The 17,720-nt window shown below is 71.7% G+C and carries 12 protein-coding genes and 1 pseudogene; 2 read left to right on the forward strand and 11 right to left on the reverse strand.

Annotated elements, in window-relative coordinates; translation table 11 throughout:
* Positions 1-111: 111 nt before the first annotated feature.
* Genes Prum_RS51500 through Prum_RS14695 form a run of 5 tightly spaced genes read right to left on the reverse strand, consistent with a single transcriptional unit; the run spans position 112 to position 4,591 of the window.
* Complete coding sequence (locus Prum_RS51500) at positions 112-717, reverse strand: SCO7613 C-terminal domain-containing membrane protein (protein ID WP_246277895.1); 606 nt, start codon at positions 715-717, stop codon at positions 112-114.
* Entirely contained in the window at positions 702-2,345 is a 1,644-nt protein-coding gene (locus tag Prum_RS14680) for a hypothetical protein (protein WP_246277896.1), read from the reverse strand. Before Prum_RS14680 ends, Prum_RS51500 begins: the two co-directional genes overlap by 16 nt.
* Before the next feature lie 48 nt (positions 2,346-2,393).
* Positions 2,394-2,714 carry a divalent-cation tolerance protein CutA gene (gene cutA, locus Prum_RS14685; RefSeq protein ID WP_173077096.1) on the reverse strand — a complete coding sequence of 107 codons (321 nt, stop codon included), beginning with the start codon at positions 2,712-2,714 and terminating at the stop codon, positions 2,394-2,396.
* Between the two features lie 33 nt (positions 2,715-2,747).
* Positions 2,748-3,755, reverse strand: a complete 1,008-nt coding sequence (locus Prum_RS14690; protein WP_173077097.1) for a 1-acyl-sn-glycerol-3-phosphate acyltransferase — start codon at positions 3,753-3,755, stop codon at positions 2,748-2,750.
* On the reverse strand, positions 3,755-4,591 hold the full coding sequence (locus Prum_RS14695; RefSeq protein WP_173077098.1) for a patatin-like phospholipase family protein: 837 nt from the start codon (positions 4,589-4,591) through the stop codon (positions 3,755-3,757). The genes Prum_RS14690 and Prum_RS14695 overlap by 1 nt, the downstream gene beginning before the upstream one ends.
* A gap of 178 nt (positions 4,592-4,769) precedes the next feature.
* Here Prum_RS14695 and Prum_RS53815 point away from each other — a divergent pair, with 178 nt between their 5' ends.
* Positions 4,770-6,281: a serine/threonine-protein kinase gene (locus tag Prum_RS53815; protein ID WP_173077099.1), complete on the forward strand. Its 1,512-nt coding sequence runs from the start codon at positions 4,770-4,772 to the stop codon at positions 6,279-6,281.
* Between the two features lies 1 nt (position 6,282).
* Here the strand turns inward: Prum_RS53815 and Prum_RS14705 are convergent, their stop codons facing one another.
* The 4 genes from Prum_RS14705 to Prum_RS14720 are packed head-to-tail and all read right to left on the reverse strand — an operon-like array spanning position 6,283 to position 11,373.
* Entirely contained in the window at positions 6,283-7,791 is a 1,509-nt protein-coding gene (locus Prum_RS14705; protein WP_173077100.1) for a chitinase, read from the reverse strand.
* A gap of 41 nt (positions 7,792-7,832) precedes the next feature.
* Entirely contained in the window at positions 7,833-9,137 is a 1,305-nt protein-coding gene (locus Prum_RS14710; protein ID WP_173077101.1) for an ABC transporter ATP-binding protein, read from the reverse strand.
* Between the two features lie 38 nt (positions 9,138-9,175).
* A complete protein-coding gene (locus Prum_RS14715) occupies positions 9,176-10,123 on the reverse strand; it encodes an Os1348 family NHLP clan protein (RefSeq protein ID WP_173077102.1) in 948 nt (315 codons plus the stop codon).
* Positions 10,120-11,373 (reverse strand): sialidase family protein, encoded by a 1,254-nt coding sequence (locus Prum_RS14720; protein WP_173077103.1) that lies wholly within the window; start codon positions 11,371-11,373, stop codon positions 10,120-10,122. The genes Prum_RS14715 and Prum_RS14720 overlap by 4 nt, the downstream gene beginning before the upstream one ends.
* A 95-nt stretch (positions 11,374-11,468) precedes the next feature.
* Here Prum_RS14720 and Prum_RS14725 point away from each other — a divergent pair, with 95 nt between their 5' ends.
* Positions 11,469-12,218: a DUF559 domain-containing protein gene (locus Prum_RS14725; protein ID WP_173077104.1), complete on the forward strand. Its 750-nt coding sequence runs from the start codon at positions 11,469-11,471 to the stop codon at positions 12,216-12,218.
* 323 nt (positions 12,219-12,541) lie between these two features.
* On the opposite strand, the gene Prum_RS14735 is transcribed toward Prum_RS14725, so the two are convergent.
* Both Prum_RS14735 and Prum_RS14740 read right to left on the reverse strand, forming a co-directional pair.
* Positions 12,542-15,874 (reverse strand): cyclic nucleotide-binding protein, encoded by a 3,333-nt coding sequence (locus tag Prum_RS14735; RefSeq protein WP_178132652.1) that lies wholly within the window; start codon positions 15,872-15,874, stop codon positions 12,542-12,544.
* A gap of 312 nt (positions 15,875-16,186) precedes the next feature.
* Positions 16,187-17,694, reverse strand: a pseudogene (locus tag Prum_RS14740) (S1C family serine protease).
* Between the last annotated feature and the right edge of the window lie 26 nt (positions 17,695-17,720).

Genomic DNA, 17,720 nt, shown 5'->3' on the forward strand with positions numbered 1-17,720 from the left:
CTTCGCCCCGACGAGGTCGGCGAGGCGCTGTCATCAAGTCTGCTGACCATACTGGCGCTGGGTAACCCTGAAAACCCCCGTAAGTGGGGTAGGGCTAGCGCTACCACGCGGTCACGTCATCCGGCCGACCGTGTCACGCAGCCGCACCATGTCGCGCCGCCGCCGCTCATACGTCATGGCGAGGCCGATCAGGACAAAACCGCCAGCCGCCAGAAACACCCAGCGAGGTAACAAATCCCACACCCGGACCAGCTCGTGCAGCGCGACGCCCACCACCGTCACGCCGCCGACGACGACCGGGGCCTGCAACCGCAACACCGAGCCGGCCAGCACGACCGCGACGGCGCCGGCGCCGAGGAGCAGCCGCCGCGCGGGTTCGTCCGCGCCGACGAGGACGGCGGCGAGGCTGGGAAACAGCCCGGCGGCCAGCCCCGGCCCGTACGCCAGCCAGCTCGACCGCTCCGGCCGCGTCCGCACCGCGTACCAGCCCAGCGCCAGCGCGACGCCCGCCGCCGGCAGGGTGTACGCCTCGGTCGTCCCGACATCCCACGCGGCCAGCCGGAACCACCACGCCAGCACCTGGCTACCCGCCGCGACCACGGCCAGGACGAGCCGCCGCTCGGTGCGCCACAGCGCCCGCGCGCCCACGCACAGCCCCCACAGCGTGCACACCCCGGCGGCGTACAGCAGGTGGCCGGTGGTCAGCAGGAGCGCCACGGCGGCGGCGCCGTTCGCCGCGATGTCCAGCGCCCGCGCCTCCCCGGGCGGCGCGCGGCCAGGACGCCGCCGAGCGCAAGCGCCGCGGCCGCCACCGCCAGCACCGCGAACCCACCCGAGCGCCACGGCAGGTCGCCCGCCCGGATCGCGGCCACCGCGAAGGTCACCCCCGCGACGACCGTGACGGGCCACGCCGTGGTCCGAGCGGCAGGAGTACGCCCAGCCACACCGACCGCCGCGGCGGCGATGACCGTGAGTCCCAGCGCGCCGAGCGTGGTGCCCTCGGTGGCCAAGCTCCCCGCGATCCCCGCCAGCGCCAGCACCACCCCTGTCCCTGTTAGCAAGGGACCCTTGCTATGCAAAAAGCGATAAGAAGGTGCCCTTCCTTGCACCAACCCCAGGCCCAGCGCGAGCGTGACCGCCGGAACCGCCGGCCAGGGTGCGTCCGCGGCGGCGAGGGCCACCGGCACCGCCACGGCGGCCAGCGGCACCGCCCACATCGGACGGACGGCGCCCACCGCGACCGCCACCAGGATCAGCGCAACGGCGGCGCTAGCGGTCACCGACCACCCGCCGGAGGGCGCTCCCTCCCAGGTCCGCCCCAGCCACGCGTACGGCTCGCCGAGCGTCTCCCACAGCGCCGGCGCGATCTCGACGAGAACCACCGCGCCCAGCGGCACGAGCAACCAGGCCCACGCGCGGCCCCGAACACGCGGAGATACCCGCTGATCAACTCTGAGTAGCGCGACGGCGGCCACGATGAGCCCAGCCGCGACGGGCGCCGCCACGGATGGGGCTTGCCAGGCGAAGGCCGACACCGTCGACGCGGCTATGGCGCCGCCGTAGGCCACCCAGGCGACCACGCGCAGCGGGCCGGACAGGCGCCACGCCAGCACGAGGTCCACTGTGGCCAGTGCGGCGAAGGTCAGCGCGAAGCCGAAGGCGTCCAGGGACGCGTCGGCGGCCAGCAGCGGCGCCACCGGTTGGATGGCGACCAGCGCGGCGTACCTCGGGCCGGTCAGCCCGGTGAGTCGCGCGTAGCCCGCCGCCACCGCCGCGGTCACCCCGGCGACCAGCGCGGCGTAGCGGTTGCCCGGCCAGGCGCCGAGGCCGAAGAGGTTGACGTACCAGGCGGCGTATCCGTCGAGGACCACCAGCAGCACTCCCACGGCGGCGAACGTCTCCGCGGTGGCCACCAGCTGCCGACGCAGCGCCAGCAGCGGAGCGCTCAGCGCGAACGCGGTCACCACGGCGAGGATGACCGCCCGGCCGCCCACCCCGTACGCGGCCCACGCCACCGCGGTGAACACGATCGCCGCCGTGCCGAGCAGAAGGCCGCCGAGGATGAAGAGCAGGTTCTGCACGGTACGCGTGGACGCCTCCGGCCGGGGCGGCGCGGCGGGCCCGGTGCCGGCGGGCGGCAGGATGATGGGCGCGACCCGGGCGCGTACCCGGGCGGCGAGTTCGTTACGGCGCAACTGGGCCGCGCGCAGGTTGGCGCCGAGCGCGGCGATCTCACTGTCGAGGCGGATCACCTCGGCCGCGTCCGGATCGGCCGCCCGACCGCAGCCGGGACAGCCGGTCTCCAGGCTCGCGGTGGCGCGGCAGGCGGGACACGGGTACGTCACACCTGCATAGTGCCCCGCACCGGCACGTTCGCGGGAGAGTGCGCGTACTCAGTGCCTGGTCTGCTCGAACACCCAGTTCTGGTACGCCGGGTGGCCGCTGCCCACGGTGAAGACGAGGATCTCGGGCACGTCGTACGGATGCGCCACGCGCACGTGGTCCACCAGCGCCTCGACCCGATCGGGCGAGGTCTTGAACTGCACCGACCACTCCTGTGCGGTCTCCACCCGGCCGTCCCACCAATACGTGCTGGCGACCGGGCCGCCAACCTGTGCGGACGCGGCCAAGCGCCCCGCAACCGCCGCTGCGGCGAGCACATCCGCCACCGATCTCGCGTCTACGACAGTCGTCACCAGACAGATCTGCTCCACGGAGCCGACAGTACGCGTTCCGTGTTGCATCCGTTACGTGCGATGGGCTTCGATCCACTCATCGATATGCGCCCACCAGTCATACAGCCAGCTGATGCGCTCTTCGCGATCTTTGGGTACTTCCTCCGGCGGCACCGACCAGAAACGCATGACGAGACGCTTGTCCATTGGAAGTTCCCGCCAGATATCGGAAACGGTCAGCATCCGGTCGAGACCGGTGTGCGCGACGAAGATGACTCCCGCGTCCGGGGCGGCATCGAGCGCGGCGAGCACCCCGCCGGGCTGTGGTGCCAACACGTTTCGCATGCCCTCGGCGCGTACCGCCATCTCCTCGTGGCCGCGGGCGCGCAGCCGCTCGATGGCCCGCACCCGGCGGCGTGGGGTGAAGTTGCCGCCCTCCGGAAAGATGACGAAGGCGTCGTTGTGGTCCAGCCCGGTGACCAGGTTGCCGATCTGCTCCTCAATGGACTCACCGGAGGTGCGGCCGGGCGCGATGAAGCGGCTGGGCAACCGGTTGAGCATCACGTCGATGGCCGGATCCCACTGCAGCGATTCCTTCAGCACGATGCGCGGCTCGCGGTCGTACCAGTTGACGAGCGCGTGGATGAGGATGAACGAGTCGCCCGGACCGGCATGGCGGCACAGCACGAGCTCGGGACGGCCGGGCGCGGCGGTGTCCGGGTCGGTGCCGACCACGTCGATGCGTACCCGCAGCGCCCACTGGCCCTGCCAGAAAAGCGCGCTGAGAAAGCGTCCGGTCAGCACGTAGTGCACGCGCTGGAAGCCGGGCGAGCGCACCTTCCAGCCGAAGCCCGACGCCACCCAGAGCGCGAAGAGCGTGATGAGCGCGGCGGCGTCCCACACCACGTAGACCGCGCCGATCCACAGGAGACGGAGGATGCGCAGGCGCCCGGGCACCAGCCAGGAGGCGACCGCGGACAGCAGCAGCCACACCGGCAGCGTGGCCACGGCGAGCAACGCGAAGGCCACCATCGCCGGTCCGAATAGGACGCGGCGCACCCAGCGGGGCGGCAGCCGCATCACGCTCCGTTCACATAGGACTGTAGGTACCGCCGCGAGGCCGTGTAGGCGCGGCTGATCCGGCGCCCGACGGCGGCCATGTCCCGGTACGCCCAGGGCGTGTCGTCGCGCGGATCGCCGCCGCCGGTCGGCAGCACATGCACGTCCACATCGTCCGGCAGCGCCGCCATCTCCCGGGCGAAGCGGTGCCGCCGGGCGATCTCGAACGCCACCTGAGCCACCTCCCAGGGCCGGCGCGGCGGGCTGAGCGGCCGCTCAATGCGCCCGACCTGGAGCACGAAGATCTGCTTCGCGCCGGCGAACACGGCCTCCCCGACCGGGATCGAGTTGACGATGCCGCCGTCCACGAAGTGCTCGCCGTTGACCTCGGCCGGCGGCAGCAGACCGGGCACCGCGGCCGAGGCCAGCACGGCGTCCACCACCGGGCCGCTGTCGAACCAGTGCTCGGCGGCGCGTTCAATGCTCGCCGCGCAGCACCGGAACGGCACCTTCAGCTCCTCGAACCGGGTCACCTCGCCAAGCTCCCGCTCCAGCAGCCGGCGCAGCGGCCGCGGCGAGTGCAGGTGCGTACGGGCGGCGAAGCGGCGCAACTGCCGGGCCACCGAGTCGCCATACACGTCACTCGCCTCCGGGGAAGCCCACAGACGGACGAGGCGCTCGGTGACCGACTCGGTCGGTTCGGCCGCCACGAGGGCACCGTTGACCGCCCCGATGGAGGTACCGATGACAAGATCGGGGCGAATGCCGGCCCGGAAGAGGGCACGGAGCATGCCGACCTCGACGGCCCCCAGCACACCGCCGCCCCCGAGCACGAATGCCACCGGACCGCTGACCATGAGGTTCATCCTGGCACGGGTCCGTGTCCGTATAAGTGAAGGGAGGTGGACATCGATGTCAGTTACCCGCGATGGCGGTTAGAACACAGAAAGTTCGGTTACGTAACAAGGCGTTGACAGCACGTCCCGATTCACGGAGCCTGATACGACCTTCCCACCCCAGGCAGGTGCCACAACGATGCCAGCGCCACAGGTGACAGCCTCGCTCCAGCCCGGCGGTCTGCTCGCCCGCAGGTACCGGCTGATCGACAACATCGGTGCGGGCGGCATGTCGGTCATCTGGCGCGCCCGTGACGAGGTGTTGGACCGGGTCGTCGCGGTCAAGGTGCTCGCGCCGTCGCTGGCCGCGGACAGCAAGTTCCGCGACATGGTACGGGAAGAGGCGCGCGCCGCCGCCCAGCTCGTGCACCCGCACGTCACGTCGGTGCACGACTACGGCGAGGAGATCGCGCCAGACGGCACGGTCACCGCGTTCGTGGTGATGGAGCTGCTGGCCGGCGAGGAGTTGGAGGCGCGGCTGACCGAGGGTCCGCTGCCCTGGGCCGAGGCCATCGAGGTCTGTGCCCAGGTCGCCGAGGCGCTCGCGGCCGCGCACCGGCTCGGCATCGTCCACCGCGACGTCACCCCCGCCAACATCATGATGACCTCCGTCGGCGCCAAGGTGCTGGACTTCGGCATCGCCACCCACGTCGGGGCGCCGGACGAGGACGAGGAGGGCGACACGTTCGGCACGCCGGCGTACGTGGCCCCGGAGCGGCTCGACGGCAAGACGGCCCAGCCCGCCACCGACACGTACTCCCTCGGCGTGCTCCTCTTCGAGACGCTCACCGGGCGGACGCCGTACCCGGCGGACACCTGGGAAGACCTGACCGTGGCGCTGGAGACGCCGGAGGTGCCGCGCCTGGTCGGGGTGCCCGGGCTGCCGCCCGCGGTCGCCGAGGTCTGCCACCGGTGCCTGGCCCGCAACCCGCGCGACCGGCCCACCGCCCGGCAGGTCGGCGAAACGCTGCGCGACCAGCTCCTGCCGTCCGACCCGCAGGCGCTGACCATGCTGTCGCCCACGGTGACGCTGCCCACCATCGTCCTGCCGCCCGCCCCGGCCCCGGTCAAGGAGCCGGCCGAAGAGCTGCCGGCCGAATGGCGCCCCGCGCACCGGCCGCGGCGCCACATCCTGCGCAACCGCATCGTGGTCGCGGCAGCCGCGTCAGCGGTCGCGGTGCTCGTCGCCGTACTCGTGCGTGGGACGCTCGGCGACCCGACGTCGCCACCGCAGGGCCGGCTGGCGACGGCGCCCGCGGAAGCCACGACGGCGCCGCCGGTGGCCGCGACGCCGACCACCCCCGCCCCGACCCCCTCGCCCGACGCGCGCCCGCTCGCCCCACCGGAGTCCCAGCCGCCACCGACACAGGCCGAGCGGCCGACCGTGCGGGAGGCGATGACAACGATTGACCAGCTCATCACCGAGGGACTCAACAGCGGCGGCATCCGCCGCGACGCCGGCCAGGACCTGCGCAACCTCGTGCACAACCTGGAGTCCCGGCTGGTCAGCGGCCCGACCGACCTGACCGAGCCGGTGCGCGACCTGCGCGAAAAGGTCAGCCGCCGCGTCCTGGAGGGCTCCATCACCCGCGAGTACGGCGACGCGCTCGACGCCGCGCTCGCGCAGCTCTCGACGGCGGACCAGGGTTAGGTTAGGGCAGGGCGTTCAGGAAGGGTTCGTGGCTGTTCTTGAACTCCCAGCCGTAGTACCGGTCCCAGTTGATCGACCAGGTCATCAGGCCACGGAAGTTGGGGTTGGTGCCGCTGCGCGGGGCGTACGAGCCGCAGCTCTGCCCCCGGACCAGGCAGTTGACCGCCTGCTGCACGCCGGCCGGCGCCACGTACCCGTTGCCGGCGCCGACCGCGGCGGGCGTGCCGAACGCCACCTGGTCCTCGCGGAGGGCCGGGAAAACGTTGGCAGCGTTGCCGGCCACCGGGAAGCCGGCGAGCAGCATGTCGGTCATCGCGACGTGGAAGTCGGCGCCACCCATGGTGTGGTATTGGTTGTCCAGCCCCATGATCGGGCCGGAGTTGTAGTCCTGGACGTGCAGGACGGTGATGTCGTTGCGCAGCGCGTAGATCACCGGCAGGTACGACCCGGCGCGCGGGTCCTGCCCGCCGAACGGGCCGGAGCCGTAGAACTGGTAGCCGAGCTGGACGAAGAACGTCTCCGGGGCCATGGTGAGCACGAAGCCGGCGCCGTACCGCTGCTTGAGGGTGCGGATCGCGGAGATGAGGTTGACGATCACCGGCGTGGTCGGGTTCTTGAAGTCGGTGTCGCCGGTGTTGAGCGACAGCGAGTGACCCTCGAAGTCGATGTCCAGCCCGTTGAGGCCGTACCGGTCGATGATCGCGCCGACCGAGCTGACGAAGGCGTCCCGGGCGGCGGTCGTGGTGAGCTGCACCTGGCCGTTCTGGCCGCCGATCGAGATGAGCACCTTCTTGCCCTGCTGCTGCTTGGCCCGGATCGCCGCGATGAACTGCGCCTCGGTCTCCACTCCCGGGCACTCGCTGGCCGGGCACAGCCGGAACCGGATGTCGCCGGACGTCACCGAGGTGGGCTCCCCGAAGGCGAGGTTGACGATGTCCCACTCGGCCGGCACGTCGGCCATCCGCAGGTAGCCGGAGCCGTTGGCGAAGCTGGCGTGCAGGTATCCGATGAGGGCGTGCTTGGGCAGGCCGGTGTTGGGCGGCGGGCTCGTCGGCGGCGGCGTGGTCGGTGGTGGCGTGGTGGGCGGTGCCGTCGTTGTCGGCGGCGCCGTCGTCGGGGTTACCCCGCCGCTACACGGTTGGCCGTTGAGTGTGCAGTTGACCGGCGACCCCGATCCGCTGCCCAGGAACCCGAACGACACCGAGGCACCGGGCGCCACCGTCCCGTTCCAGGACCGGTTCGTGAACGTGTACCGCTGTCCCGACGAGGTCATCAGCGCGTCCCAGTACGTGCCGACCGTGGTGCCCGCGGGCAGGTCGAACACCACCGTCCAGCCGGTGATCGTCGTCGTTCCGCCGTTCGTGACGGTGTACTTGCCCTCCCATCCCGAGCCCCAGTCCGACGTCTTGGTGAACACAGCGGTGGGAGTGGCCGCGGACGCGGCGGGCGCCAGCCAGATCGCGGCGGCGACGGTGATCGCTACGACAACCAGGATCGGGGTACGTCTCATCGATCGATTATTAAGAGTGTTTACAGTAATTGTAAAGACTCTTAGCTAAATCGGATGCGCGCGCCCGAGCGATCGAAGAGGAGCAGCTTGTCGAGCTCGACCGCGACCGTCATCGAGTCGCCGCGCCGGGGCAGCACCGGAGCCGGCACGCGTACGACGACGTCGCTGAGCACCGGCGGCTGGTCGGACGACTCCGGGTCGTACACCGGGTAGAAGCCGTACTCGGTGCGTGCCGTGGCCGGCTGCGACTCCGTACGCCCGTGCGGCATCATCCGGGCCAGCGCCTGCCGGAACGGGTGGCCGGGCGGCGGATCCTCGCCCACCGCGTCGACGAGATGCGTGTCCGGATGTTCGAGCTGCGAGTCGGCCAGCGGCGTGGGCACGATGCCGGTGTCCAGGTGGACGAGGGCCTCGTGGCCCAGGTTCTCCACCAGGCGTACCGAGCCGCGCAGCGCCGGCCCGTCCGCCTCGGCCACCGGGCGCAGGGCATCCGCGCGTACGGCCACGGTCACCCGATCGTTGTGGTGACCGGCGAGGGCACCCGCCGACGGCAGCTCCAGCACCTGCGAGCCCAGGTCGATGACCGCCCGGTCACCGTCCACATAGATGGCTCCCTGCAGCAGGTTGGTGCGCGGCGTACCCAGGAACGCCGCCACGAAGAGGGTGGCCGGATCGCCGTACACCTCGGCAGGCGGACCGATCTGCTGCAGCACGCCGCGGCGCAGGACCGCGACGCGGTCCGCCATCGTCATCGCCTCGGTCTGGTCGTGGGTGACGTAGAGCGTGGTCACCGCGAGGCGCCGGGCCAGCGCGGCCACGTCGGTGCGCAGCTCCGCACGCAGGCCGGCGTCCAGATTGGACAAGGGCTCGTCGAGCAGGAACGCCTGCGGCTCGCGCACGATCGCCCGGGCCATCGCCACCCGCTGCCGCTGCCCGCCGGACAGGTGCCCGGGCAGCCGGTGCAGCAGGTCGGTCACGCCGAGATGCTCGGCGACCTTGGCGACCCGCGCGTCCACCCCGGCCACCGCGTGATGGCCCACCCGCAGCGGGAACCCGATGTTTTGCGCGACGGTCAGGTGCGGGTAGAGCGCGTAGTCCTGGAAGACCATCGCCACCTTGCGGTCGCGCGCGCTCATCTCGTCGACGACCCTTCCGTCGATGAGGACGTGGCCGCTGGTCTCCTGCTCCAGGCCGGCGACCAGGCGCAGGATCGTCGACTTGCCGCACCCGGTCGGGCCGAGCAGCACGAGAAACTCGCCCGACGCGGCCTCGAAGCTCACCCCGTCGACCGCGACGGTGCCGTCGGGAAACACCTTCGTCAGTCGGTCGACGGCGATGGCGACCACGGCGGCTACCTCCCTAGCGCGGGATGGCTCAGCTCACTTTACGACCTCCGTAGGTGGCGGCCAATCTCCTCCTCGGGCGGCGTCCGCTTGACGGTACGGTCCAGCCAGCCGTCCTGGTTGTCGTCGTACCGGACGCGCTCGAAGTAACCGTCGCCGTCCTTGTCGTACTCCGCCGACTCGACGTGCCCGTCGGCGTCGTCGTCGTGGCCGATGATGTCGACGTTGCCGTCCCGGTCGCGGTCGACCAGGATGTCCACGCCGCCGTCGGCCCGCCCGCGCAGGATGTGCTTGTCGTCGTGGCCGTCGCCGTCCATGTCGACCCCGGTGCGGTAACCCTCAGGCACCTCGAAGTCGCCCGCGGCGCCCTGCCCCCGGCCCGCCCCGTCCAGCGCGTCGCCGATCTCGTCGCCGAAGCCGGACAGGCCGCCACCCTGGTAAAGGCCACCCGTGTACACCGTGCCGACCGGTCCGGCGCCACCGTGCGGGGTCGCCGGGCCCAGCTCGCCGTGGCCCACCGGGTACTCGGGCAGTGCCTCGCCGAAGCCGGCCTGGCCCTCGGGGACCACCGGGCCGAACCCGCCGTGGCCCGCCGGCCCGAATACGCCCTGACCCGCCGGCCCGAACTCCGCCTGACCCGCCGGGCCGAAGGCGCTGTGGGCCTGGACCGGGCCGAATCCCTCCGCCGGCTGCGGCGCCCCGGCCTGGCCGATACCGTCGGCGCCATCGGCGAGCCGGTCGCCGATGCCGCCCAGGCTGCCCGCCATGCCGGCGAGCGGCGACAGCATGCCGAACAGGCTCGACTGGTTGGCGCGAACCTCCACGGTGCGCTGCTCAACCGCCTCGCCACCGGCCTGGCTGTGCAGCAGTTGGATCTCGTCCGGGCTGAGCCGGTAGCCGGCGAGCGCGCTGGCGGGATCCGCCGCCAGCGCGGCCGCGAATGCCTGGTCGGTGACCAGGCGCTCGAGTACGGCATCGAAGTCACTCATGCCGCCACGGTAGTACCCTCGGTCGCGCCGTTGAGGATCCACGGCAGGTTGAACTTGCGGAACACGACGGAGAGATGCGAGGTCCCGCCGTCGCCGGAGTGCTCGTCGACCTCGACCAGCGCGCCGACGAAGTAGTCCGCCGTCTTGGCCATGCTGGAGTAGCCGCCCTCGGCCCAGTTACCGCCGCCCAGCCCGGCCCAGTCCGGCAGCGGCGCGTCACTGAGGAATCGGTGGATTGGCCAGGTTTGCCCCTCGTCGTAGCTGATCCGCACATTCATCTTGGTACGGGCCACGGTGCTCGCCGAGTTGAGGAACACGATCCGGGTCGGCGAATCCAGGTTGTACCGCAGGATCGATCCCTGGCAGGCCGGGTCGAGCAGAGTACTGTCCGGCGCCAGCGCGCTGTAGCTCGACGTGATGCTCCCCCGCGCCACCCACCGGCGCTTACCCGTCTCCCACGCATCGGAGACCGCCCGGTCGTTGCGCATGAGCCGGCCGTCCGTCAACTGCAGGACGGTGCCCTCGCTCGTCGCCTCCTGGATCGCGCCGCTCGCGGTGGTGAGGCGCTGCACCTTCCAGGTGGCACCGTGGTCGTCGCTGTAGATGTTGCGGTGCTGCGCCGGGATGACCAACCATCCATTGGTCAGTTGGATGCCCACACCCGGGCCGACCGCGTCCCACGCCCAGACCGCCCCGTTGGCCATCGTCCGCGGCTTGACGGCGGCCGACATGTCCACCGGATCCGACCAGGTGAGACCGTCGTCCACGCTGCTGCTGACGTACACCTTGCGGTGTTCCCAGGCCGTGATCTTGGTGGTCCCGTCCGCGCCACTGATGCTGTAACCCGCCGGATTCCACGACATGAAGAGCCAGATCTTGCCGTTGCTCTGGTCGACCACGGCGGTGGGGTTGCCCCACGTGCCCAGCCCGGCGCCGACCACCTCACGCAGCGACGACCAGGTGGCACCGTTGTCGGTCGAACGCTTGTAGAGCAGATTGATGTTGCCCCAGTCCCGGTTGGACGACGCACGGCCCTCCACGAACGCGAGCAGCGTGTCCGCCTTGGTCCGCACCAGCGAGGGGATGCGGAACGAGTGGTACGTGATCCCGTTGAGCGACTCGCTGCCGCCGCCGTCGAAGAGCAGCCGCTCGCTGTGGGCCGGCGCCGCCGCGGTCGCGGGCCCAGCCACGGCCGTCACAGCCAGCAGGCACCCAACCGCCACAATGGACGTTCTTCGCAGTATGGACATGCATCCATGTTCGCAGCTTTCCGCCACCAGGAGTAGGTCAGCCCGTAACTTTCCTCCAACTCGGAAGTGTCATAGGTGTGCGCCAGCCTGTGCGCATGGACGCGGATCTGCTCAGTCACATCGCGACGGCAGTGACCCGGCTGGATGGGCAGCCCGCGGTCAGCCACCAGACCGCAGCGCACCTGTGGGACATCCCCATCCTGGGGCGCCCCGATCCGGGTACGCATCTCACGCGCCCACGGCGCCACCAGGGCACGACCCGCAACTACCCTGGCCTGGTGGTCCACCACGCGGCCCTGCCCACGGACTACCGGACCATCCGTTGCGAGGTTCCGGTCACCACCGTGGCCAGGACGGTCGCCGACCTGGCCCGCACCGGACCGTTCCGGGCCGGCGTCGTGGTCGCCGACGGGGCGTTACGACAGCGCCTCTGCGACCGGGATTCGCTCTTGGACATCATCGAGGACTGCGAGGGGTGGCCCGGCGTACGGCGAGCACGCGAGGTAGCCGAGTTCGCCGACCCCGCCAGCGCGAGCCCACTCGAGTCGATCTCCCGAGCCGCCTTCGCCGAGCACGGCCTCCCCAGGCCACAGTTGCAAGCGCCGATCACGCCGTACGACTTCGCCGATTTCCTCTGGTCCGCATACCGGGTCGTCGGCGAGGCCGACGGGCTCGGCAAGTACGTCACCCCGGAGGTCCTGCGCAACGAAAAGCTCCGCCAGGAACGCTTCGCCCAAATGGGATACGAGGTCGTCCGCTGGACCTGGCGTGAGGTGTTCCACCGCCCCGACGCCGTCGCACACCGCGTACTGGAGGTCCTCCGCCGGTGCGGTTACCGGCATTGATCTCACTTGGTGGGCGAAAACGAGATCTTGCGCCCAGATAAGTCCAGACATAATCGGGCGCAAGATCGCGCGCTGCCCCACCAAGAGAGATCAGTCGAGCTCGGGCATGGGTACGGGCTGAGGGCGCGGGCGGCAGCTGCCGCACTGGAGGGCGTCCTCCACGACCAGGCCCTCCGCCCGGCGGCGGGACTCGGACCGGTTCACCTCCAGGAGGTACGGGCCGAAGCGCGCATGGTCCTCGCAGATCCCCCGCCCGCAGAAGCGGCAACTCCCACGCGCCGCCTTAGCGCAAAACCAACAAAGCACCCATATCTCCTTTGTGACTACCCGATGCAGAAGCTGAACAGGGTGATCGTGCCCGCGTCACGGCTAGCGTCGTTCCCTGCCGCGTCGGTCGCGGTCACCGTCACGTTGACGGCGATCTCCTGGTAGTCGAGGTTCGAGAAGGATCCGATGGTCGCCTGGTAGGTGCCGGTCGACACCTCCTCCATCGACTTGCTGCCGCTGCCGATCTGCTGTCCGTCGACGGTCAGCGTCCAACTCACCCGCACGCCGGTCGCGTCTTCGATGGCGGCGGTGGCGGTCGAGGTGAACGGGCCGCACTCGCCAGCCTGATAGATCGTCGTGGGTGACACCGTCGCACGCAGAATGTTCGGCGGCGTGGTGTCCGTGGGAGACGGAGCGGTCGTGGTCGGAGCGGGCGTTGTCGCTGGTGGCGTAGTAGCTGGGCCGGTCGTGGGGACGCCCGGGGTGGTTGGCGGGACGCCGGGAGTGGTGGGCGGGACGCCGGGCGTGGTCGGGTCGGTGCCGGGGTCGTCGCCTGGGTCCTGCGGATCCGCCGGCGTCGGTGTCGGGGTCGGGGTGGGCGTGGGAGTCGGCGACGGGACCGCGGAGTCGGACGGTGACGGGCTGTCCGACGGGGTGCCGGCCGGCGGGGTGACCACCACGCCGTCGCCGCAGGTGAGCGGCTGGTTGGTGATCGGCTGCGGGGTGCCGTCGACGCGTACCTGGCCGTCGGAGACCTCGGCGGTGCCGGCGCTCATGGCGTACCAGGCGCGGCCGTCGTTTTCGATGGTGCTGGCGTCGCTGGTGACCGCGAGGTCCAGCGGCTGGAACGCGCCGCTGGTGGATGCCGTGTCGGCGAGGACGCGCCCGTTGCCCAACGACAGCGTGCCGTGCGGCGCGACCTTGCGCTTGCCGGAGCTCCACAGCGGACCGAGGTCGGTACGCGTACCGGCGCACAGGACGAGCGCCGCGCCACCGCGGAACGTCAGCTTGCCCGTGGACCTCGTACGGACGTCGACGGTGCTGCCCTCGGCGACGTACAGCCGGTCGCCGGGGGTCAGGGTGACGACGCGCCCGTCGATGGTGGCGACCACGCGGCCGCGCTCGGCGGTGAGCAGCGCCTTGTCGGTGGGCATCTCGGCCCAGGCGGGGCCGGGTACGAGGTTGGCGACGCTGGTCGAGATGGCCAGCAGCAGGAGCAGCAGGACGAGCCACCACAGTCGACGTTCGAACCGCTTGTCGACCTCGTCGTCGGCGGGCGGCGGCGGGCCGGGCGGCGCGGCCAGCGGCGGGTAGTCGGAGATCGGGTGCACGCCGGCCGCGGGGGCGGAGTGCGCCTGCGGGGCCGGGCCGCGTTCGGCGGCGGCGCCGGCGGGTGAGGCGCCGAGCAGCAGCGGCAGCCCGGACACGGCGGGGATGGTCCAGAGCCGGACGTGGGTACGGGCGTACGCGACCGGCTCGTCGACGGTGTGCCCCATCGGGCCGATCATCGTGCCGCGGCGCAGCTCGGTGCCGTCCGGGAGCGTCACCACGCCGGTGGAGATGACGAGCGCGGCGTGGGGAGCGGGCAGGATGACCGGCGCGCCGGGCTCCAGCGCGATGGGCCGGGCCTGGGCGATCAGGCCGATCTTCTCCTCGGCGGCGAGCCCGTCGAGGGCCGGCGTGTCGGCGAAGAGCTGCTCGGCTTCGGCCCGGTCGGAGGGCGGCGGGCCGGGGAGCCGGCCGACCGCGGTGGCCACCAGCGCCGGCGGTACGGCGAGCAGCCGCGTGCCGGCCGTGTGCCAGGCCAGCGTGGCGGGGCTGCCGGTGACGGCCGCGGCGAGGCCGATGACGCCCCCGGGGCCGAGCCGCTCCCGGACGGTGCCGGCCGGGTCGCCAGGTCGGCGGCCCTCCATCGCGCCGTCGACGACCACGTAGACGGCCGGCTGGGCGGCACCGGCGAAGACGAGCTGCTGGCCGGTGCGCGGGTATACCCAGGTGGCGTGCGTCGCGAGCTGGGTGAGCCGGTCGGTTGGGAGCCGGCCGAGCACCGAGCCGCGCAGCGCGTCGATCCGCCGTGGCAGGTCGGCGGCCACGCGCTTCTCGGCGAACCGGCGCCGCAGCCTGCGCCAGCCCCGCCCGATCCAGCCCGCGACCAGGTAGACCAGCGGCGCGGCGAGGCCGGCCACGACGGCCACCAGGAGTAGGCGGGCCGGCCAGCCGGATCGCCACAGCCCGGTGAACAGGCCGGCGACCCGGTCGGTCCAGATCCGCCAGCCCAGGTTGACGGCGATGACCAGCCAGAGCACGGCCAGCATGCCGTACAGGGCGACGAGGCGGCCCTCCCGGTCGAGCTGCGCCCAGGACGGCGGGCGGCGGCGCAGCCGGCCGATGACGTACGCGAGGCCACGGGCCCGGAGGTTGGCGATCTCCAGCCAGTCCATCAGGAGGTAGTAGCCGTCGAGCGCCAGGAACGGGTTGAGGTTGAACAGCGCGTTGAGGTACCAGGCGAAGGCCAGCTTGAACGCCCACGGCCCGGCCTCGGGGACGACGAGCCCCACGATCTGGGCCAGGCCGGCGAGGATCAGCCCGGCGGCCGGGCCGGAGGCGGTGGTGATCATCCGGGCGCGCCGGCCGGCCATCCACACGTCCGTGGTGTCCACGAAGATCGACGGGATGCCGAAGTAGATCAGGAACCCGGCGGCGGGCACTCTTCGCCCCGCGTGCCTGGTGGCGAGGGCGTGGCCGAGTTCGTGGCAGGCCAGCGCGAGGACGTTCAGCCCGAGCAGGACGGCGGCGCCGACGGCGTACGAGCCGCCGGTCAGGAAGACCGCCTGCTCGCCGCGCCACCACGTCCAGCCGAAGGCGCCGAGGCCGAAGACGGCGACCAGCGCGAGCAGGATCGCGACCGGGCGGGTGAAGAGCAGCCGCCCGCCGGCCCGGTAGAGGAACCGGATGAGCGGGTCGATGTCGGCGAGCACCATCCGCCGGCCACGGATGACGGCCAGCAGGCCCCGCCCGAAGCGGATGGGCCACGGCCGCTGCTTCACCGCGTCGAGCGGCCGGAACGCGTCGACCGGCAGCTCGGCGAGCATCCGGTTGCCGGCGAGGTCGGCCACCACGCGGGTGACCTGGTCGGGCGCGAGCCGCCCGCTGATCCGGGCGAAGTCGGCGACGAGCCGGGCCACCGTGCGCGACCCGTCCATCAGCTGGGCCAGCCGCCACTCGTCCGGCGAAAGTCGCAGGTAGCAGGCGCCACCGCGGCCGTCCGGCGAGCGGAGCATCACGTACGGCACGTCGCGCACGTTGACCAACTCGACGGCCTCGATGCCGGGCCGCAGCACCGGCCGTGCCCGCGCCGGGTTGAGTCGCTCGACAACGGCTGCCCACAAACCCGGATCAACCGGACCTGTCGGGCGGCCAGGAGCCCGCCCCGCCAGCGCCTCCCACACACTTACCCGGGTCTCAACGACCGTCACCGTGCTGCCCCTCCCCAGGCTTGCGGCTTGGACAGTACGGCTCATCAATCGATGGCGGGTCCTCCGGTCCGCTACCCGACAGCGTCCATACAGCTAATTCCGAGGACAGCAAGCGGCGGGCGACGTGACCAACCCCCGAGGTTCACGTCGCCCGCCGCTCTTTGGGGAGGAGGCGGAATTTCCGTTGTGCGGAACGCTCCGCCCGTGGTGCGCCGGTTCTGCTTGTTAGGACGCTTCAGCCAGCGTCACGGTTGCCGTCTCCTGCTGACCATTTCGGGTGTACGTCACCTGCACCTGGTCACCGACCTTGCCGGACTGGACGGCGGCGATCAGGTCGTCGGACTCGTTGATCGCCTTGTCGCCGAACTTGGTGATGACGTCGCCCTGCTGGAGGCCGGCCTTCTGGGCGGGGCTGTTCGGGTTGACGCTCCCGATCACCGCGCCGCCGTTCGGTCCGGTGTTGACCGACACGCCCAGCGACGGGTGGCTGACCTTGTCGCCGTTGCGCAGGGCCTCGGCGACCTCCTTAGCCTTGTTGCTCGGGATGGCGAAGCCGACGCCGATGTTGCCGGTGCTCGATCCGGACGTGGCGATGGCGGTGTTGATGCCGATGACCTCGCCGTTCGTGTTGACGAGCGCGCCACCGGAGTTGCCCGGGTTGATCGGCGCGTCCGTCTGCAGCAGCCCGGAGATCGAGGTGACCGGGGTCGACTGCTGCTGCTGGAACGGGTTCTGCTGCTGCTCGCTGCCGGTCTGGATGGTCCGGTCCTTGGCGCTGATGATGCCGGAGGTCACCGAGCCCTGCAGGCCGAGCGGGCTGCCGATCGCCAGCACGGTGTCGCCGACCTGCATCGCGTCGCTGTCGCCGAGCTTCGCCGCGGTCAGCCCGGAGACGCCCTCCGCCTTGACGACCGCGAGGTCGGTACGCGGGTCGGTGCCGACGATGGTGGCGCGGGCCGTCTTGCCGTCGGCGAAGTTCACCGTGACGGTGCTGCCCTGCGCGCCCTCCACCACGTGGTTGTTGGTGAGGATGTAGCCATCAGCGCTCAGGATCACGCCCGAGCCCTCGGCGTTGCCGGTGGTGATGGAGACCACGCTGTTTTCCACCTGGGCGGCGATCTTCGGCAGGTCGGCCGAGTTGATGACGGGGGCCGCGGAGTACGTCCGGTTGACCGTGGTGGTCGAGTCGTCGATGGCGAGCGCCACCGCACCGCCGGCGATGCCGGAGCCGGCCATCAGTATCAGGGCGGCGACGCCGAGCATGGCGATCTTGCCGAATCGGCCCGGACGCTGCGGCGGCTGGGCGTGCATCCCCGGCTGCTGGGCCCAGATGGGCGGCTGGCCGGGCGGCACCGGACCCTGCGGCGGGGCGCCGTGCGGCGGGAGGCCACCGTGTGGAGGCTGCGGAGCACCGTGCGCCGGCATGCCGACCCCGGCGCCCACCGGCGCGGGAGCGGCGTATCCGGCGTTGCCCGGCCACACCGGCTGCTGCGCGCGGTCCGGGTGCTGCCACGGGCTGGGCGGCGGCGCGTACGGGCCGGGCGCGGGAGCCGCGGAGGGTGGGGCCGGCGCGGGGGCCGGAGCGGGCTCGGGAGCCGGGGTCGCCGGCACCGGAGCCGTGGGCGCGTCGGAGACCGGCGCGACACCTGGTGACGAGTCGGACTGCTCCCGCACAACCGGGGCAGTTCCGCGGTCGGTTCGGACCGCTGCGGGTTGGTCTCGTTCTCGTTCATGCCTTCACCTTCCTCTCCGGCTCTAC

The organism is Phytohabitans rumicis (assembly GCF_011764445.1).
Taxonomy (GTDB): domain Bacteria; phylum Actinomycetota; class Actinomycetes; order Mycobacteriales; family Micromonosporaceae; genus Phytohabitans; species Phytohabitans rumicis.